At 31.4% G+C, this 18,311-nt stretch carries 17 protein-coding genes and 1 riboswitch; of the genes, 11 read left to right on the top strand and 6 right to left on the bottom strand.

The genetic code is table 11. The annotated features are described in order from the left end of the window. Positions 1–8 precede the first annotated feature (8 nt). A complete protein-coding gene (gene iadA, locus ACREVX_RS02480) occupies positions 9–1,190 on the top strand; it encodes a beta-aspartyl-peptidase (protein WP_431542537.1) in 1,182 nt (393 codons plus the stop codon). 397 nt (positions 1,191–1,587) lie between these two features. Here the strand turns inward: iadA and phnX are convergent, their stop codons facing one another. Genes phnX through ACREVX_RS02455 form a run of 5 tightly spaced genes read right to left on the bottom strand, consistent with a single transcriptional unit; the run spans position 1,588 to position 6,922 of the window. Then, positions 1,588–2,403 carry a phosphonoacetaldehyde hydrolase gene (gene phnX / locus ACREVX_RS02475; protein WP_431542535.1) on the bottom strand — a complete coding sequence of 272 codons (816 nt, stop codon included), beginning with the start codon at positions 2,401–2,403 and terminating at the stop codon, positions 1,588–1,590. Further along, positions 2,396–3,496, bottom strand: a complete 1,101-nt coding sequence (gene phnW, locus ACREVX_RS02470; protein WP_431542533.1) for a 2-aminoethylphosphonate--pyruvate transaminase — start codon at positions 3,494–3,496, stop codon at positions 2,396–2,398. Before phnW ends, phnX begins: the two co-directional genes overlap by 8 nt. Before the next feature lie 23 nt (positions 3,497–3,519). After that, positions 3,520–4,506: an extracellular solute-binding protein gene (locus tag ACREVX_RS02465; protein WP_431542532.1), complete on the bottom strand. Its 987-nt coding sequence runs from the start codon at positions 4,504–4,506 to the stop codon at positions 3,520–3,522. 47 nt (positions 4,507–4,553) lie between these two features. Next, positions 4,554–6,173 carry an ABC transporter permease subunit gene (locus ACREVX_RS02460; RefSeq protein ID WP_431542531.1) on the bottom strand — a complete coding sequence of 540 codons (1,620 nt, stop codon included), beginning with the start codon at positions 6,171–6,173 and terminating at the stop codon, positions 4,554–4,556. Beyond that, entirely contained in the window at positions 6,170–6,922 is a 753-nt protein-coding gene (locus ACREVX_RS02455) for an ABC transporter ATP-binding protein (RefSeq protein ID WP_431542548.1), read from the bottom strand. The genes ACREVX_RS02460 and ACREVX_RS02455 overlap by 4 nt, the downstream gene beginning before the upstream one ends. Before the next feature lie 388 nt (positions 6,923–7,310). Here ACREVX_RS02455 and ACREVX_RS02450 point away from each other — a divergent pair, with 388 nt between their 5' ends. From ACREVX_RS02450 to ACREVX_RS02435, 4 genes are all read left to right on the top strand, one after another. Next, positions 7,311–8,552 carry a DUF1576 domain-containing protein gene (locus tag ACREVX_RS02450; protein ID WP_431542529.1) on the top strand — a complete coding sequence of 414 codons (1,242 nt, stop codon included), beginning with the start codon at positions 7,311–7,313 and terminating at the stop codon, positions 8,550–8,552. Between the two features lie 2 nt (positions 8,553–8,554). Then, on the top strand, positions 8,555–8,899 hold the full coding sequence (locus ACREVX_RS02445; RefSeq protein ID WP_431542528.1) for a hypothetical protein: 345 nt from the start codon (positions 8,555–8,557) through the stop codon (positions 8,897–8,899). 432 nt (positions 8,900–9,331) lie between these two features. Continuing rightward, the gene (locus tag ACREVX_RS02440) at positions 9,332–10,045 is read left to right on the top strand and encodes a bacteriorhodopsin (RefSeq protein ID WP_431542527.1); all 714 of its coding nucleotides are present in this window, start codon (positions 9,332–9,334) and stop codon (positions 10,043–10,045) included. 131 nt (positions 10,046–10,176) lie between these two features. Beyond that, positions 10,177–10,944, top strand: a complete 768-nt coding sequence (locus ACREVX_RS02435; RefSeq protein WP_431542525.1) for an SDR family NAD(P)-dependent oxidoreductase — start codon at positions 10,177–10,179, stop codon at positions 10,942–10,944. 361 nt (positions 10,945–11,305) lie between these two features. Here the strand turns inward: ACREVX_RS02435 and ACREVX_RS02430 are convergent, their stop codons facing one another. Continuing rightward, positions 11,306–13,288, bottom strand: coding sequence for an oxidoreductase (locus ACREVX_RS02430; RefSeq protein WP_431542524.1), 1,983 nt, complete (start codon positions 13,286–13,288; stop codon positions 11,306–11,308). A gap of 299 nt (positions 13,289–13,587) precedes the next feature. Further along, positions 13,588–13,696, top strand: a riboswitch (TPP riboswitch). Between the two features lie 172 nt (positions 13,697–13,868). On the opposite strand from ACREVX_RS02430, the gene ACREVX_RS02425 reads away from it, so the two are divergent. The 6 genes from ACREVX_RS02425 to ACREVX_RS02400 form a co-directional block, all read left to right on the top strand. Next, positions 13,869–14,159, top strand: coding sequence for a thiamine-binding protein (locus ACREVX_RS02425; protein ID WP_431542523.1), 291 nt, complete (start codon positions 13,869–13,871; stop codon positions 14,157–14,159). Next, positions 14,131–14,907 (top strand): ABC transporter permease, encoded by a 777-nt coding sequence (locus tag ACREVX_RS02420; protein ID WP_431542521.1) that lies wholly within the window; start codon positions 14,131–14,133, stop codon positions 14,905–14,907. Before ACREVX_RS02425 ends, ACREVX_RS02420 begins: the two co-directional genes overlap by 29 nt. Positions 14,908–14,965: 58 nt before the next feature. After that, positions 14,966–15,970: an ABC transporter substrate-binding protein gene (locus ACREVX_RS02415; RefSeq protein WP_431542520.1), complete on the top strand. Its 1,005-nt coding sequence runs from the start codon at positions 14,966–14,968 to the stop codon at positions 15,968–15,970. Next, complete coding sequence (locus tag ACREVX_RS02410) at positions 15,951–16,706, top strand: ABC transporter ATP-binding protein (RefSeq protein WP_431542519.1); 756 nt, start codon at positions 15,951–15,953, stop codon at positions 16,704–16,706. The genes ACREVX_RS02415 and ACREVX_RS02410 overlap by 20 nt, the downstream gene beginning before the upstream one ends. A gap of 57 nt (positions 16,707–16,763) precedes the next feature. Next, complete coding sequence (locus tag ACREVX_RS02405; protein WP_431542518.1) at positions 16,764–17,396, top strand: uridine kinase family protein; 633 nt, start codon at positions 16,764–16,766, stop codon at positions 17,394–17,396. A gap of 559 nt (positions 17,397–17,955) precedes the next feature. Further along, on the top strand, positions 17,956–18,311 hold a 356-nt coding region (locus ACREVX_RS02400), incomplete at its 3' end, for a MarR family winged helix-turn-helix transcriptional regulator (protein WP_431542516.1).

Here is an 18,311-nt window from a genome sequence, read left to right as displayed (position 1 = left end):
GGTATTTTATGATTACAATAATTAAAAACGGAGAAGTCTATGCACCCGATTATATTGGGAAAAAGGATATTATAATTGCGGGAGGAAAAATCGAAGCTATTGTTGAAAATATAACAATCCCACAAAATTTTGCTCCTGTAAAAGTAATTAATGCAGAAGGTAAACTAGTATTTCCAGGGTTTATAGATGCACATGTGCACATTATAGGTGGGGGAGGTGAAGGAGGATTTAAGACTAGGACACCTGAAATTAATCTTTCTGATATTGTAGCTAGCGGAATTACCACCGTAGTAGGATGCCTAGGAACAGATGGTGTATGTAGAGATTTAAAAGCACTTCTTGCAAAATCAAGAGCACTTGAGGAGGAAGGGATAAGTACTTATATTTACTCAGGGTCCTATGAAATACCTGTAAGTACAATGACCAATAGCTGTAAATCAGATATTATGCTTATAGATAAAGTTATTGGAATAGGAGAGGTAGCCATTTCAGACCATAGATCCTCACAGCCAACTTATGAAGAATTTATAAAAGTTGTTGCAGATGCTAGAGTTGGTGGATTGCTTTCAGGTAAAGCTGGTGTTGTGAATGTTCATCTTGGATATGGTGAGAGAAGGCTCCAATATTTAGTAAGAATGATAAAGGAAACTGAAATACCAATTAAACAAGTTATACCAACACATATAAACAGAAGTACTTCTCTGTTTGAAGCAGGAATAGAATTTGCAAAACTTGGTGGAATCATTGATATTACTACTAGTTCAGATCCAGATCACCTTGGGAAGGATGAAGTTAAAGCAAGTACAGCACTAAAAATAGCATTAGAAAGAGGAATACCAGTAGAACAAATACAATTTACCTCTGATGGACAAGGAAGTTTACCGATTTTCAATAAAAAAAGAGAATTTATTGGCCTAGGAATTGGGTCTACTAAGTCTCTATATATAGAGGTCAGAGATGCAGTACTTAAGGACGGAGTAGATTTAGAGGTAGCACTAAAAGTGATTACATCAAATGTAGCTACTAATTTAAAACTATATAATAAAGGCGTAGTGCAGGAGAATAAAGATGCTGACCTTGTAATAGTTAACAAAAGTGACTTAACTATACAAACAGTCTTTGCTAAAGGGGTAGAAATGGTGTCTGAGGGAAAGGTAGTAGTTATTGGAACTTTTGAAAAAAATTTTTAGCAATAATGATTATTCTCTTCACTTCCAATCCCTGTAGTAAATTCGCGTCGCTCATAAAAACCTCCGCGGGGACGTTAACAAATTGTAACCCAATTTGTATATCCCATAAAATGAATTATGTATTTGGAAAACAAAGAGAGTAAATTCTTATTGAATCCATTGAAGAATATGTACATGATGATAGTGAAGTTAGAGTTATGGGCAAATTAGTAGATATTATAAAAGCAAACCATAATTAATAGAGAAGTCACAGTCTGTCGGTGGAAGTGAACAAATTACGTTACATCCAATATTCGTTTTTAAATAAAATAAGGTTAAGAATTTAATTCTTAACCTTATATATATTTATAAATAACGAGGTTTATACTAGAGAATTAGTCTATGATTTAAATCAATTTCATTGTGCATTGGGTCGTATACCCGCTGAAATGAGCCTATTAATCTTTTGGATTAACTGTGGAAGTTCACTCATTGTCTTAATAGTAAAGTCTGCTCCAACACCTAAAAAACACTTCTCAGTATTATTAATAGCTTCATTTTTTTCATTCTCTGAAAGATTAATAAATTCGTCAAAACTAAGGCCCATTTGTGAACTACCAACAACGACGCCTACAGACCATACGCCAGCATTTATTCCTTCTTTTATATCTGAGGTTGTATCACCAATCTTTATCACCTTAAAAGCTTCTGAAATTTTTAAAGCCTCTATATTTTTTAATATCATATAGGGATAAGGTCTACCAATAGAACTAGTAGAATCTGGAGTTATCCAAAAGTCTGGTACATAGCCTTTTTCTTTTGCCTCTTTTACTACTATTCCCATCATGGAATCTGTGTACCCTGTAGTAGATCCTATCTTTAATCCATTCTCTCTTAACCATATAACCGTATCTATAACTTCTGGCAAGGGATCAGTATATTTTGAAAGTGAAGCCATAAGTAGCGGTTCGAAATTTGAATATAATGAATCTACATCACTCTCATCAAAATCTTTGCCATATTTCTCTGCCCATAGAGTTTTAATTCTTGGCATTGTAAGCATTGCTTTTATATGTTCTCTTTTAAGTATTCCCATAGGAATTCTTGTTTCCTCCATAGTAACTTCTATACCTTTCGCTTTAAATATTTCAATAAATACATTTACTGGTGCAAAACATCCAAAGTCAACGGTTGTTCCTGCCCAATCAAATATTACACCCTCTATTTTATTCACTTTCACTGCCTCCTTTTATATAACCTTTAATAATACTGCATATTTCCTCTATATCTTCTTGATATATTTCGCCGATATTGCCAATTCTAAAAGTCTCCACATCTGTTAATTTACCTGGATATATAACAAAACCTCTTTTCTTTATATATTTATAAAAGCTATTGAAATTAAATTTATTGTTTGGGAAAAGAAAAGTTGTTATTATAGGTGATTGAACGCTTTCTTCTATATATGAGTTAATTCCAATTTCTTTAAGGCTTTTTATAAGAAGACGATTATTTGATCTATAACGATTATATCTAGCTTTGACTCCTCCCTCTTCTAATAACTCATCAATAGCCACTGAAAAAGCTGCCACTACATGAGTTGGTGATGTAAATCTCCATTTACCATTGTTTCTCATTTTTTCTTCCTGATCATAAAGATCTAAGCACAGACTTTTGGAGTTTCCCCTGCATTTAGATAATTTTTCAATATTAGCAATTACAAAACAGAAACCCGGTACTCCTTGTATACACTTATTAGCACTACTTATTAAATAGTCTATACCTAAATCTGATACGTTTATTGGAATACCTCCGAAACTACTCATTGCATCAATTATTAATGATTTACCATATTCCTTAGATATATTAGATATTTCTTCAAGAGGATTTAATATACCTGTAGTTGTTTCACAATGAACCATAATTATATGTGTTATATCACAATGTTTATCAAGAATATTTCTTACGCTATTCATGTCTGGTAAACTATTATATGGACAACTGTAAACTTCATAATTAATACCTATATACTTTGCCATAGTTACAATTCTTTCTCCATATGCACCATTTGTAACTATTAAGCATTTATCATTTTTAGAAATTGCTGTAGTTAGTACAGACTCCACTCCAAAACTTCCGCTACCCTGCATTAGCACTGTTGTATATAATTCCTGTGAAACTTCTGCTAACTGTAGAAGCTCAGTTCTAATTTTTTGTGTTACTACTGTATAATCATCATCCCAAGTACAACGGTCAAAGAGCATTTCCTGCTTTACTGTACTTGTAGTTGTCAGTGGTCCCGGTGTTAAAAGTTTATAATTATTCATAAATTCAGCCCTCACATTCATTTTTATTTTGCAGCATTGAAGAATTCTTGATGCTTTTCAAGAAGCTCTACTGTTAATGCAGTATCGAATATTTTAGAATTTGTAGGTTTATTTTCATCATCTACAGTTTCACCTTCATATAATGCTACAGGATAATACTTAAGAAGTTCCGGTCTTGCTTTAGTAGTTATAATTTTTGCCATTTCCATAGCTAACTTTGTTGTAGCTGTATTGTCTTTTTTAACTACTGCTACAGCTTCTGTAAGTGAAAAATTACCTTCTATTGGATCTATATAATCTATTGGTTTTCCTGAAATTTTATCTGCAACTGCTTGATGACGAAGTCCAAATCCTACTGCTACTTCTCCAACTCTTACTTTCTTTATTGGACCAGAGCCTGAAGTTTCAATATGTGGCCCAGAATTTTTAATAAGCTTATTTAGTACAACTTTGCCTTCATCTTCTCCATATTCACTTATAATTGCTTGAATAAGAAGCCATGCAGTTGATGAGTTCATTATATTAGGAATAGACACTATGCCTTTATACTCATCTTTAGTTAAATCTTTTATAGATTTTGGCATAGCTAATCCACGTTCCTTTATAAATTCTGTATTTACAAATATTGAACCTGTATTTGCCAGTATAGGCGCGTAATATGCAGGATATTTTTCTAAAGCTTCTGTTTCAAAATCTAAATCCTTAAACATTTTATTTTTTTGCTGAGCACTGTCAATAAAGTAAGAACTCATAGTTATTAAATTTGCTTCGATATCCTCACCCTCTGCCATAAGTTTCCCACCAAGCTCAGAAGTTCCAAGGGCTTGCAACACATACTTGCCGTCATAGCCAGAACTATTAAGACTATCTTTCATAGCTGTTACAGCCTCTTCATCTGCATTAGTATAGATGACCACCTTCTCTGCAGTTTTGTTTCCACAACCTACGAGTCCTACTACCATTGAAATCACCATAAAACAAACTGAAATTCTTTTTAATATTTTTTTCATTAAATATCTCTCCCTTTTATATAATGTTTATTTATTAACTACCTTTGTTAGTGGATAGATAATTTCTTATTAGCATAATTACAACAAAATCTCATAATAATATTTGTTACAAAAATAAGTATAGATAGAACGAATATTTCATTAAAATTGCCAAAGTGCTGAAGCTCTTTTATTTTACTAGTTAGAACAGAAGTTTTAGCAGTTACAAGAAAAATAATTGCACTAATGGTAACCATGGAATTTATAAAATAGTAACTAAACATTTCAATTATGGTAGATATTGAACTTGGAATAACCACTCTAACCACTGTCTTAATCCACGTATCTCCTAAAAGTTCTGCTGTAGGTTCCCAGGCTGGATTCATTTTTGATAATGAATTTTTAGCCATAAGATATGGTGAAGTGAAGAAATGTATTATGTTACAAATTATTATTATTGTGAAAGTACCCTTTATATCGCTTTTGTTTAAAAATAATAAATATGATAATCCTAGAACCATACCTGGAACAGCATTTGTTATCATAGAAAAAATATCTATATGAACCTTGGCACTTTTACTAATATTTGTTCTAACGTTTAATATAGCTGCTGAGTAAGACAGCACTGTACCACTTAATGCTGAAATAATAGCTATAATAAACGAATTTTTATATATCTGTGAAATGCTTTCTGAAAACAAAGTGCTTATAAAAAACTTAGTGGTAAACGACATATCATAAGGGAAGTTTTCTGCAAAAGGCGCTATGAACATTATTGCGAATATTGATATAATCCCTACAACTATTGAAATTGATATGGTTCCAAGGCAAATATCCCGAAATGAATTTTTCATTAATTCAACTTTATTAGATTTATCATAATGAAAATTAAACTTTTCAAGATAGCTTAAAAATAAAACTCCCAATACTGCAGGTATAAGCATAAATATAGCTATAACTGCACCTTTGTTAAAATTTGGTATAGAACCAAGCATAACCTGATAAAGATGAGTAGAAATCACGCTGTAGTTTCCTCCTACAGAGGCAGGTATACCAAAATCTGTGAAGCTAAGAATAAAAGTTAGGACAAAGGCTCCACCTAAGGTACCTATAAGTGGTCTAAATATTGTATTGGTAAAACTCCTAATAACACTATCTCCCATAAGTTTTGAAACAATAATGAACTTTTTATCTATATACTTAAAAGAATTATTGATAAGGAGAAATGCTATAGGTAGTGTATAAATTATATATCCAATTAGTAGTCCATTAATCCCATAAATTCGTATTATTTCTCTACCAAATAACTTGGTTAGAAGTCCCTGTTTACCAAAGGAATATATAATCGCAAAACCATAAGTTATTGTAGGCAAAAACATAGGAACTGAAATTCCAATTTTAATCATGCTCTTTGTAGATTCAAATATCTTTGTACAATTTACAGCGTAGGCTAAAATAAAAGCTACAATTGTAGTTATAAAGGCACTAATTCCTGAAACCACAATACTGTGTATCATGGAAGTTAAAATATCCCTATCATTGATTACCGAAACATAATTACTAATTCCAATTTTATCTCCATTTTTAAATGAATTAATGAATAATATTAAAAGTGGAACAAATAAAAATGCTATAAATAATAATACAATTATTATATATATGATTTTTATTTCTAATCTTTTTTTCATACACAATATTCTCCAAATAAATTGTATATGTTATCTCTCTTTATTTTTAATTGACGTAGTATAAATTCTTCTACAAAGTTGTTTTTCGGTTGGTTTATTACTTCTTTTGGTGTACCGAACTGTGAAATAACACCTTTATCAATTATCAGTACCTTATCCGCCATGGTTAAGGCTTCCTCTGGGTCGTGGGTTACTATAATAGTAGTAAGATTGTACTCTCTTGTAATAGCTTTAATTCTATCTTTTATAGTTTCCTTTATGACCCCGTCAAGAGCACTTAATGGTTCATCTAAAAGAAGTATCTTAGGTTTTGTAACTAAAGTACGTGCCAGTGCTACCCTCTGTTTTTGACCACCAGATAGCTGATATATCTTTTTAGATAAATGGGGTTTTAATTCTAGGAAATCTATTAAGGCATCTAATTCTTCGCTATTTACTGAGTTTGGCTTATTCCTTAGTCCATACACTAAATTTTTGTATGCATTAAGATTAGGGAACAGTGCGTAGTCTTGAAAAACTATATTAAACCCTCGATCCTTCATTGACACATTACTTATATCTACACCTTCAAAAGTAATAGTTCCACTATCCATTGGAGTTAAACCAAGTATTATATTAAGCAGTGTAGTTTTTCCACTTCCACTAAGCCCTAACATAGATACAATTTCACCTTTTTGTATCTGTAAATCTATCCCATCTAGCACTACTTTCCCATCAAATTGTTTTTTTATGTCTTTTAATTCAAGAATAAGAACTCACCTCCGATAAAATTTTAAAGTGTTTATTTAGTACTCTTTAAATATAGCCTTGTTATGTTAAATGCATATTGTCATAATGTTAAGTATGGGTAAAGTTTAACTATATGTTTATAATATTATGACAAACTCATAACCATATATTACATACTTGTGATAATATTATTAATATTTTATTGAATGTTGTCAACTTTCACATAACTCACCCCCGGCAGACTGAGCGAAAAGGGGACGTGAACAAATTGTAACCACAAGTTGTTTTGCTTATTGTTTAATTCTTATAATATTATATATATTATTTTATTTATACTAGTATTTATTTTGTATTTACTATAGAATAATTTTAAAGAGTTTAATTTTTTATACATGAAGGAGGTTTTTAATGCTACGGAAAATTCATTCAACCTATTCTATGTTTATTTGTTTATGTTTGTCTTTTATGATTTTGGCATTTGTTGTAGACACACCAAAGGAAATCTTTCTGGGTTTTAAAAAAATACTTTTCGAATCTAATATACTAATAACAGATTATATAGAACTTGCAGGAATTGGTGCTACTTTTATTAATATGTCATTAGTAGTTTTATCTTCTATATTTCTCCTTGTATGTGTTGGAATAAAACCGAATGGTTCCACTGTAGCTGCACTATTTACAATGGCTGGTTTCTCGCTTTTCGGGAAAAACATCGTAAATATTTGGCCGATAATCTTTGGAATTTGGTTATATTCCAGATACCAAAAAGAAAAGTTTATAAATTATGTTCTTATAGCACTATTTGCAACGACTTTATCTCCTACCGTTAATCAATTAGCATTTTTAGACCATTTACCATTTGATGGAAATATTATTATAGGAATATTATTAAGCACTTTTGTTGGCTTTGTTTTTCCTCCAATGGCAGCTTATTGTCTAAAGCTTCACCAAGGTTATAATCTTTATAATATAGGTTTCGCAGCTGGACTTCTTGCTACCTTACTCATGTCTTTATTAAGAGCCTTTGGTATAAACTTTGAAAGTCGATTACTTTGGTCTACGGGAAATAATTTGTTCTTTTCTATAACATTATTTTCTCTATTTATAGTAATGATAATAGTTGGGTTTGTAGATAATGGTAAGAGTATTAAGAATTTATTAAAAATTTATAAACAACCCGGTAGACTAGTAAGTGATTATTACCTTTTATTTGGGCGGGGTATTACTATAATAAATATGGGCATTCTAGGAATATATTCAACTATTTTCTTGCTTATAATTAGAGCAGATCTAAATGGACCTACTATAGGTGGAATATTAACTATTGTTGGTTTTGGCGCATTTGGTAAGCACTTGCGAAATGTATTTCCTGTAATGATAGGTGCAACACTTGCATCTTTACTAAATGTTTGGGAAATTAATTCACCAGGAATGGTATTAGGTATTTTATTTAGTACTACATTAGCGCCTATTTCAGGTCAATTTGGATGGGTTTATGGTGCAATTGCAGGTTTTCTACACATTTGTTTAGTGATGAATGTTGGCTATCTTCATGGGGGTCTTAATTTATACAATAATGGTTTTGCTGGAGGATTGGTATGTATAATCCTTATACCAATTATTATTGCATTTAGAAAGGAGAGTGAATAATATTGAAGCATATAAATCAAAGAAATATAAAAATTGTAACCGAATTAATGTGTTATTGTTATAAACATGGTTCAGATAATGTTCACATTGACATAAAAAAAAATAAAGAAAAGACAATCATATTTATAAGAGCAAAAATCTCTTTTATATCAAAAGAAAAGCTTGAACTTTTGGAAAAATTACTAAATGCGCCAAGATGTCATGAAATGGAAGAATACTATTGGAATCTTACAGGTGATAATGATACAGATACAGAGCTTACTCTTATAGGTATGATGATAGATGAAGCTCATATAACTTATATTGATGGTGAGTATCTTGAAATACTCTTGACTAGAATCCCATAAAGAGTTTAAGAAGCTAGGTTTTACACTATCAATTTATAGCCCAACGCCTTAGACTTGGTTAAAACGATATGCATTGCACATTAATGTTAATTCAATTGCAAGATTTTAATTGCCAAAGAATTAATACTTATTCTTCAAATGCACCTGGTACTCCTGTACCCGAATAGATTTAAAAAGGTTAATTCAGAATACATAACTTGATGTATTCTGAATTAACCTCATTACTATGTATAAGAAGGTTGCATTTTTAAATCAAATTATTTTAACTCCCAAGTTCTATATATGAGCAAAGGGTAGATTTTCTTGAAAATAATCACACAAATCATTAAAATACACTCAAAAATATAAAATTGGCAGATCAAGTTGAATAAAAACTTTAAAAATGGAAAAACTATGTAACATTAAAGAAATTGTTAGAAGGGTTGTGAGGTTATGAATTCTGAGTTCATTATATTGCACTGGATTTACGTTGCCACAATGGCTGGTGGTACAATAGCGGTAATTATTATGAGCAAAAATCCCAAAGGTGTTCCAAAAATGGATTACTTTATTACTTTTATGATACCAATATGGTCTGGAATTGCTTATACATCTATGGCAATTGGTCAAGGAATGATAGAAATAGGCAGTCAAATAGTATTTTATGCACGTTATTTAGATTGGGTTGTTACTACACCTCTTTTACTATTGTCTCTTTGTTTAACTGCAATGTATTATGCACCTAAAAACAAGGTAATTATAATTGGAATTATGGCAGCTGATGTAGTAATGGTACTGTGTGGTTTAATTGCTGATTTATCTATAGGCGTCAATAGGTACATTTGGTTCTCTATTGGTGTGATAGCATTTCTAGTTATCCAATGGTTAATTTGGGTGCCTATTAGAAATATTGCACGTGAACAAAATCCTAATCTATATAAGCTTTACTTAATCTTATCAGGATATTTATTAATACTATGGACTGGTTATCCAACTACGTGGATAATTGGACCATCTGGATTAGCATTAGTTTCTCAGAGGGTAGATACTTATCTGTTTATAATTCTTCCGATTTTTTCTAAGGTGGGGTTTGGTTTATTGACATTATTAGGACTTAGGAAGTTAAAAAGTCCAGCCAAGAATGCTTCAATAAAAGCAGGTACCTAAACAGTATCAACATGAAGTTTGCAATGCCTAAAATCGCTATAAAATACGGCAGTTTATATTAAAAGTAAAAACTTTTCCATTATATAGTTTATGATAAGCTAAAAGTATTACTATTTGGAACGGGGGTAACTATGAATTTAGATAATAAATGTATAATTTTAACAGGAACAGCTTCAGGTATAGGCAAAAGCCTTTTGGAACACCTGTCTTTTTACGATGTTAAAATCATAGCGGTAGATAAAGAGGAACAGCCTTTGCTATATTCTCGTTCAAAAGTTATTCCTTATAAATGTGATATCAGTAAAAAGGAAAATATTGATCAATTATTTGAGTTTGCAGTAAATAAATTAGGTGTTGTTGATATTTTAATCAGTAATGCAGGTTTTGGATACTATGAAAAAATTATAGTAGAGGATTGGAATCGAATAGAAAAGATATTTCAGACAAATGTATTTTCTTCGATGTATGCTGCTGAAAAGATGTTTACGCTGAATAAGAATAGAAAGTACATGATTGCTTTTACTGGATCTACTATGTCGGAATTCCCTATTCCTGGATATGCTTTATATACTGCAACAAAGTGTGCATTGGATGGGTTTGTAAAAACCTATAGATATGAGATAGAAAATAAGGGGAAATTACTAATGATTTATCCTATTTCTACTAGAACTCAGTTTTTCAAAACTGCTGGAAATACCGCACTCATTGAATGGCCAATGCAAACGCCAGATAAAGTGGCAAAAGCCATTATCAAAGGTATAAAGAAGGGGAAAAGCTATGTTTACCCTTCTAAAATTTATAGTTGGGGTAGAATTATAACTGCAATAATACCACTAATCTCTAAGTCATATATGAAAAAGGAAACTATAAAATTGCAAAGGTGGAATAGATATCACTAAATTCAAGAAAATATAATGCACCTTATAGCTAATCTTCACCATCCTTTATTTCAATTCCACCAGTTAGCAACCAATAAATGGATTCACTACGTTGCAATCCATTTAATGGAATAGGGCTGCAGCAGGCGCGTAATATAAGGTGATTTGTATGTTTATAGGGCTAGAATGAACATCTGATGAGAATTTTAGTAGGGTAAATTAAATTTAAAAATTGATAAGGCCTGAAAAGAATAACATAGAAAAAGGGATCTCTAATCATAGGGATACCTTTTTCTATGTAGACAAATTTTACTTGCTAAAAGACCACAGAGATATTACATTCTGTGGTCTTTGTATTCATATATTAATTTTAAATTTGTATCTAGATACTTCTCCCCAATTCATAACCACTCCAAATTGCGTTCATAATATTACGAACTTCTCTAGAATCTCCTATGTTATAAAGTACCTTTTCACCATCATTAAGACTATTATACAAATCATTCTTTTGACGGTAACCAACAGCTATAATAACTGTATCAGCGCAAATTTCGGCTTGACCTTCCTTGTTAGTTATAACTACTGAATGTTTATTTACTTTTTCAACTTTTGTATTTTTATAAACATCTACATTGTTAAATGCTAAAAGCTCAACTAACATTGAATAATTCATCATAGGCATTCCATGGGGTCCACCTAAAATTTCACTTTTCATTTCAACAACACTTACTTTTTTACCCGTCTGTGCTAACCATAAGGCAGCTTCACATCCTACAAGTCCTCCACCAACAACAACTATTTCATTGCCTGCTTTGGATACATCTAGTAACACATCATTTGCAGTATATACATTATTTTCGCTTCCAAAATCAATACTAATTGGAGATGAACCTGTTGCAACTACAATTACATCAGCATCAAAGTTTTCAACATATGCTTTATCTACTGGTGTATTCTTTATAACATTTATACTAAGTTTTTCTAATTGGTATTCGTACCATTTAATTAATTCTCTGTCGTCAGTTTTGAAATCTGGAACAGAACCTGGAATAATATTTCCACCTAGTTTACTGGATTTTTCAACTATGGTTACTTTATGACCACGAATTGTTGCTGCGCGTGCGCACTCCATACCTGCAAGTCCACCACCAATTACTAATACTTTCTTTGGCAAGTCAGTGCTTACTAAACCATATTTTTCTTCTCTTCCGCAAGCAGGATTAACTGCGCAGGACAATGGAGACCCTGTAGCAAGTCTTCCCATGCATCCATCGTGACAAGAAAGACAATGACGAATATCTTTAAAATTACCTGTACGAATTTTCTCTGGAAGATAAGGATCAGCAAGAAGTGGTCGTCCATACGATACTATATCACAACAACCATTAAGTGCATCCATTGCAATATCAGGATCATCCAATCTACCTGCAAGTATAACAGGTACATCAACTGCTTTTTTCACAGCTCTTCCAAATTCGCGAAACATTCCTTTTTCAAAGTACATTGGTGGGTGATTCCAGTACCAAGAATCATAAGTTCCTGCATCAACATTTAACATATCATACCCAGCTTCTACTAAAATTTTTGCAGCCTCTAAGCCTTCTTCTAAATCTTTTCCTTTTTCCTCGGCTTCTTCTCCTGGTAATATACCTTGACGAAGAGCTTTTATAAAGGATTTAACACTAAAACGCAAAGATACTGGGAAATCTTCACCACATACTTTTTTCACACCTTTTACAATATCAGTTGCGATTTTTAATCTTGCTCTTAAATCTCCGCCGTATTCATCAGTACGTTTATTATAAAAACTGATTGCAAATTGATCAAGTAAGTAACCTTCATGTACTGCATGGATTTCAACACCATCAAAACCACCTTGTTTAGCAATTGCAGCAGATTTTATAAAATTGTTAGTCAAAACTTGAATTTCTTCAGTTGTCATTTCTCGATGAATTATACTTGGATCAAAACGATTTTCATTAATAGATGGGGCTATGTGTTTTTTTACAAGTCCTGGAATTGCAGAACGACCTAAACCACCTGTAAGCTGTAACATTATTTTAGTATCATAAGCATGAATTCTTTCAATCATAGATGCTACAGAACTACAAAATAATGCAGGTCTGTATGTTGGACATGGCATTATTAAATCTTCCACTTCATCATAATCTACGTTACAAATACCAGTAGTAATTAACCCAATACCACCTTTAGCACGTTCTACATAATAGTTTTGCGCATTTTCATTAAACCCACCATTTGGGTCAGAATAAAAAATCAATCCCATTGGCGCCATGGACATTCTATTTTTTAATTTCAACTTGCCTATTGTTATTGGTTCAAAAAGTTTTTGATACTTGTTCACAAAAATCCCTCCTTCATATTTAATATAATCAGTTCGGCGAATTGGTTATGTAAAAACTCTAACACTTAAATTTATAATAATCAAATTTTGAAATGTAAACGTAACCCTTTCCTGTCACATAATAGGGGAAGAGGTCATAAAAACGCATTATTCCTCAAATTATCATAATGTTAAATTTTCCAAGGTAAATGTTCATATAGGGTGCATTTCCATGTAATCATATTAAATAATAGATGTGTTTTAAAATGATTGACATTAAAAGATATTATAGGTATTATGAAGGAGTAAAGTAATTAAATATTAAAAATTAGGGGAGTCAATATATTTGTCTGAGAGGAAACAGTTGTGTTTCGACCCTTATACCTGAATTGGATAATGCCAACGGAGGGAATACGTGATTTACATTTGGAGTATAGCATGACTATATAAATAGTGTAAAATTATAGGTTTATAAAACCCTTCGTTCAATTATGAGCTAAGGGTTTATTTTATTGCATTAATTACTTAGATAGTACAATCATAACAATAAATTTTATTTAAATAATGCATCACCATAGGTGATGAATAAGGAGGAATTAAAATGTCAGTTGTAAATGTCAGTCTTCAAGTTATACCAGTAGTAATAGAGGAAAGAATTTATCCAGTGGTAGATAAGGTTATAGAGTATATTCAAGCTAGTGGAGTAAAATATGAGGTGGGACCAATGGAAACTACAATGGAAGGTGAACTAGATGAGCTTTTAGATATAGTTAAAAGGGCTCAAGAAATTTGTATAGAGTATGGAGCATCAAGGGTTGTTTCTATGGTGAAAATTGATTATAAAGCTGAAGGTGTGACCATGAATGAAAAAGTATATAAATATAGAAAATAAGCTTATCCCTATAGTTTTTCAATTATTGGTCCTTTTTATATGGCAGGTATCTATAGAAATTTGGAAAATTCCACAATATATATTGCCATCACCAAAAGATATTATTATTACATTTTTTAAAATAATCCCCAATATCACTAACCATATTTATGCAACTCTATATGAAGCCATGGTTGGGTTCGTAATATCTATTTTATTTGCACTAATTTTAGCTATATTAATGGATAATGTAAAAATTATAAAAAAATGTATATATCCAGTTGTAGTAGTATCCCAAACTATTCCTATTATTGTCTTAGCACCACTTTTTATAATATGGTTTGGCCTTGGAATATTGCCTAAGGTTATTGTGGTAGTGTTAGTATGTTTTTTCCCTATACTTGTTAGTTTGATTGATGGTTTAGAATCAGTTGACACAGATATGATAAATCTTTTAAAGACTATGGGGGCCAGTAACTTTCAAATTTTCACTATGGTGAAGCTACCATCCTCCACAGTGAACTTTTTTTCAGGACTTAGAATAGCAGCAACCTATAGTATTATGGGGGCAATTATTGGAGAATGGCTAGGCGGAGGTAAGGGTCTTGGGATATATATGATTAGAGCTAAAAATTCATATGCCCTTGATAAAGTTTTTGCAGTAATTATAATTATAGTAATGTTAAGCATGGCACTATTTGGATTGTTGTATTTATTACAATACTATTTTACTCCTTGGAGTCGAAATAAAGCAGATAAGAAAGACTAAATTTATATATTATTAATATTTCAGCTCCGCAGGAGATGATTTAATTGGAGGTAATATTATGCTAAAAAAAATAATTTCATTACTATTAACAGTTTCAATGACTACGGTTTTATTTGTGGGTTGTGCTGCAAAAGATCAAAATGTAAAAAAAGAAGAAGCCTTAAAAAAGGTTACGGTTATTTTAGATTGGGTGCCAAATACTAATCATACTGGATTATATGTAGCAAAAGATAATGGGTATTTTAAAGAAGAGGGACTGGATGTGGATATTATTCAACCCGCAGAAGGAAGTACTTCAACTTTAATTGCAGCAGGCAAAGGAGATTTTGGGGTAAGCTATCAAGAAGATGTAACTTATGCAAGAACATCTAAAGATCCGCTTCCAATAAAGGCTATAGCAACAATTATTCAACATAACACTTCTGGTTTTGCAGCACCTGTGCAAAAAAATATTAAATCGCCTAAAGATTTTGAAGGCAAAACCTATGGTGGATGGGGTTCTCCTTCTGAAAATGCAATATTAGAAGCAGTTATGGAAAAAGATAATGCTGATTTTTCAAAATTAAAGATGGTTGATGCAGGAGCAGATGACTTTTTCGCAGTAACTAAGAAAGCTATTGATTTTGAATGGATATTTTATGGATGGACAGGAATAGAGGCTAAACTTAAAAATATTCCTATTGACTATATTGATATTGGTAAATTAAATACAGATTTAGATTATTATACTCCAGTAATTATAGCTAATGAAAATAAATTAAAAGAGGATCCAGAAATGGCAAAGAAATTTTTAAAAGCTGTTACAAAAGGATATGAATATTGCATGGAAAAACCTGAGGAAAGTGCTAGAATTTTATTGGAAAATGCACCTGAAACAGATGAAGCACTTGCAATAGCGAGTCAAGAATATTTAAAAGATCAGTATAAAGCTGAAGCTAATAGATGGGGTGAAATGAAAGAATCAGTTTGGAATAATTACACCAAATTTCTTTTAGATAGAAAGCTCATAGAAAAAGATATGAAGGGGAGTGAGGCATTCACTAATGAGTACTTACCAGAATAATAGGGAAAAATTAAGGGTATCACATATTAAAAAAAACTTTGGAAGCATGAACATAATAAATGATGTTTCTTTTTATGCTAATGATAATGAATTTATAAGTTTACTTGGGCCAAGTGGCAGTGGGAAAAGTACAATTTTTAATATCATATCAGGTCTTTTAATCCAAGATGCGGGTGATATTATAATCCATGGGCAAGAATGCTACGGTACACTTAAAAAGGTAAGTTATATGCATCAAAAGGACTTGCTACTTCCCTGGAAAAACATTGTGGATAATACTACATTATCTCTTATTATAAAAGGGAAATCTAAAAAAGAGGCAAGGGCTCAGGTACTAAGATACTTTAAAACCTTTGGACTTGAGGGTTTTGAATATAAATATCCATTTCAGCTTTCGGGAGGAATGAGGCAGAGAGTGGCACTACTTAGAACATACATGTCATCATCTGATATTATGCTTTTGGATGAGCCTTTTGGTGCACTTGATGCTATTACTAGGGCGAAGATGCACTATTGGCTTTTAGATGTGATTAAAGAACTACAAGCTACAATAATATTTATAACACATGATATTGAAGAAGCAATATTCTTATCTGATAGAATATATATATTATCCGATAAACCTGCAACTATAAAAAAAGAAATAATTGTTGATTTACCTAAAAATAGAACTAAAGATATACTTATATCAGAAAAATTCATAGAAATTAAGAAAGTTATTTTACAAACATTATGAGGTATATTGGTATTATAATAATAAGTATAAAGTAAAAATAATAAGGAGGAATACATTATGAAGGATAATAGTCCATACCATTTACATTATCAAGAGATGCAAGAAAGCTATGCAAAGTATCCTTTTGTGTTTGCAGCAGTGGAAAAATTGACCAAGGCAAATACACCTTCAATTATAGCAATTGAAGGTAGGTGTGGCAGTGGCAAAAGCTCTCTTGCAGCTATACTTGCAGAGATGTTTGACTGTAACCTCTTTCATATGGACGATTTTTTTCTTCCGTATGAGATGAAAACTAAGGAACGTTTAGCTAAGTCCGGTGGTAATATATATTATGAGAGATTTCAAACAGAAGTCATTACGCACTTACAGAATAGGGAGGCTATTACCTATCAACCATATTCTTGTGTGAGCGGAACTTTGGGACAATCAATCCATGTAGAACCTAAAAAAGTCACTATTATTGAAGGCGTTTATTGCTTACATCCTACACTTTTACAATATTATGACTTAAAAATCTTTTTAACTCTTAATTCACAGGTTCAGAAGGAACGTATTCTAAGGCGTAGCGGAGAAGATATGTTTCAAAAGTATCTTTCTAAATGGATTCCTATGGAAGAACAATATTTTTTAACCCTTAATATAGAAGAGAGATGCGACATTGTAGTTGATACCTCTGATCTGTTTATTTAGACGGGATTTATGTTGCTATATCAAATAATGCTTTAATTTAAAAAGGAGATTTTAGCAAATTTGCTTGGATCATAAGAACTCCCGGTGGACGGGAACAAATTGTTTAATAACTCATATAAGTCAACGGGTTACATAAAAAGATGAAGAATATTATAAGGCTGTACTCTTTGTTATGAGTACAGCCTTATAATTGTTATTGATTTATTCAATTAAAATGACTTATTGAATTTTAACCTCCTAGCAGTGACAATTTATATCACTGCGCTATATAATATTTGCATAAAAATGAATGGTTACCTGTATAAAGCAAATACGTAACTCTAAATATGCAACTAATAAATGGATTCACTACGGTAGCCATTTTAAAGGATTAGCAATTTCGCCTTGTTCATAAAAAGCATCGGGTAAGTTTTATTATTTTACCTAATACTACAAATATTTCATGAGAAAAATAGTTATATGTTGAAGAAATATAAATCCTTATAATCAATTGACAAATATAAACTAAGTTAGTATACTAATTATATAGTTAGCATACTAATTATATAAGGGGGACCATATGCAGAACTTATCTTACCTAATAATCAAGGCATCAAGACATCTTAAAAACAAACTAGATAAAGCATTAATGGAATTTGATATTACTGCTGCGCAGTTCTCAGTTATAATTCAGATATATTCATCAACTATTCCAATTACTGCAGCGGAAATATCTCAAAGGCTAGGGTCAGACAGACCAACTATATCAGGGATTATAAATAGGTTAGAGAAAAAAGGTATAGTGGTTAAAGTTGCCAATCCAAAGGATAAAAGATCATCCTACTTGGAGATATGTAAAGAATGTAATAAGTTAGTTGATAAAATGAAAACAGTAAGTGATGAATTAACAATTGATATATTTTCAATTTATTCAAA

The organism is Clostridium sp., from assembly GCF_050717545.1.
GTDB lineage: Bacteria > Bacillota > Clostridia > Clostridiales > Clostridiaceae > Clostridium_AD.
The sequence above is the reverse complement of the archived record's forward strand: the minus strand, read 5'-3'. Positions and strand labels throughout refer to the sequence as shown.

Excerpts from the sequence above, each read along its gene's own strand:
- ACREVX_RS02420 (WP_431542521.1), top strand. The coding sequence starts at position 14,131 with ATGAAAAAGTATATAAATATAGAAAATAAGCTTATCCCTATAGTTTTT.
- ACREVX_RS02405 (WP_431542518.1), top strand. The coding sequence starts at position 16,764 with ATGAAGGATAATAGTCCATACCATTTACATTATCAAGAGATGCAAGAA.
- ACREVX_RS02415 (WP_431542520.1), top strand. The coding sequence starts at position 14,966 with ATGCTAAAAAAAATAATTTCATTACTATTAACAGTTTCAATGACTACG.
- iadA (WP_431542537.1), top strand. The coding sequence starts at position 9 with ATGATTACAATAATTAAAAACGGAGAAGTCTATGCACCCGATTATATT.
- ACREVX_RS02425 (WP_431542523.1), top strand. The coding sequence starts at position 13,869 with ATGTCAGTTGTAAATGTCAGTCTTCAAGTTATACCAGTAGTAATAGAG.
- ACREVX_RS02435 (WP_431542525.1), top strand. The coding sequence starts at position 10,177 with ATGAATTTAGATAATAAATGTATAATTTTAACAGGAACAGCTTCAGGT.
- ACREVX_RS02410 (WP_431542519.1), top strand. The coding sequence starts at position 15,951 with ATGAGTACTTACCAGAATAATAGGGAAAAATTAAGGGTATCACATATT.
- phnW (WP_431542533.1), bottom strand. The coding sequence starts at position 3,496 with ATGAATAATTATAAACTTTTAACACCGGGACCACTGACAACTACAAGT.
- ACREVX_RS02460 (WP_431542531.1), bottom strand. The coding sequence starts at position 6,173 with ATGAAAAAAAGATTAGAAATAAAAATCATATATATAATAATTGTATTA.
- ACREVX_RS02465 (WP_431542532.1), bottom strand. The coding sequence starts at position 4,506 with ATGAAAAAAATATTAAAAAGAATTTCAGTTTGTTTTATGGTGATTTCA.
- ACREVX_RS02440 (WP_431542527.1), top strand. The coding sequence starts at position 9,332 with ATGAATTCTGAGTTCATTATATTGCACTGGATTTACGTTGCCACAATG.
- ACREVX_RS02450 (WP_431542529.1), top strand. The coding sequence starts at position 7,311 with ATGCTACGGAAAATTCATTCAACCTATTCTATGTTTATTTGTTTATGT.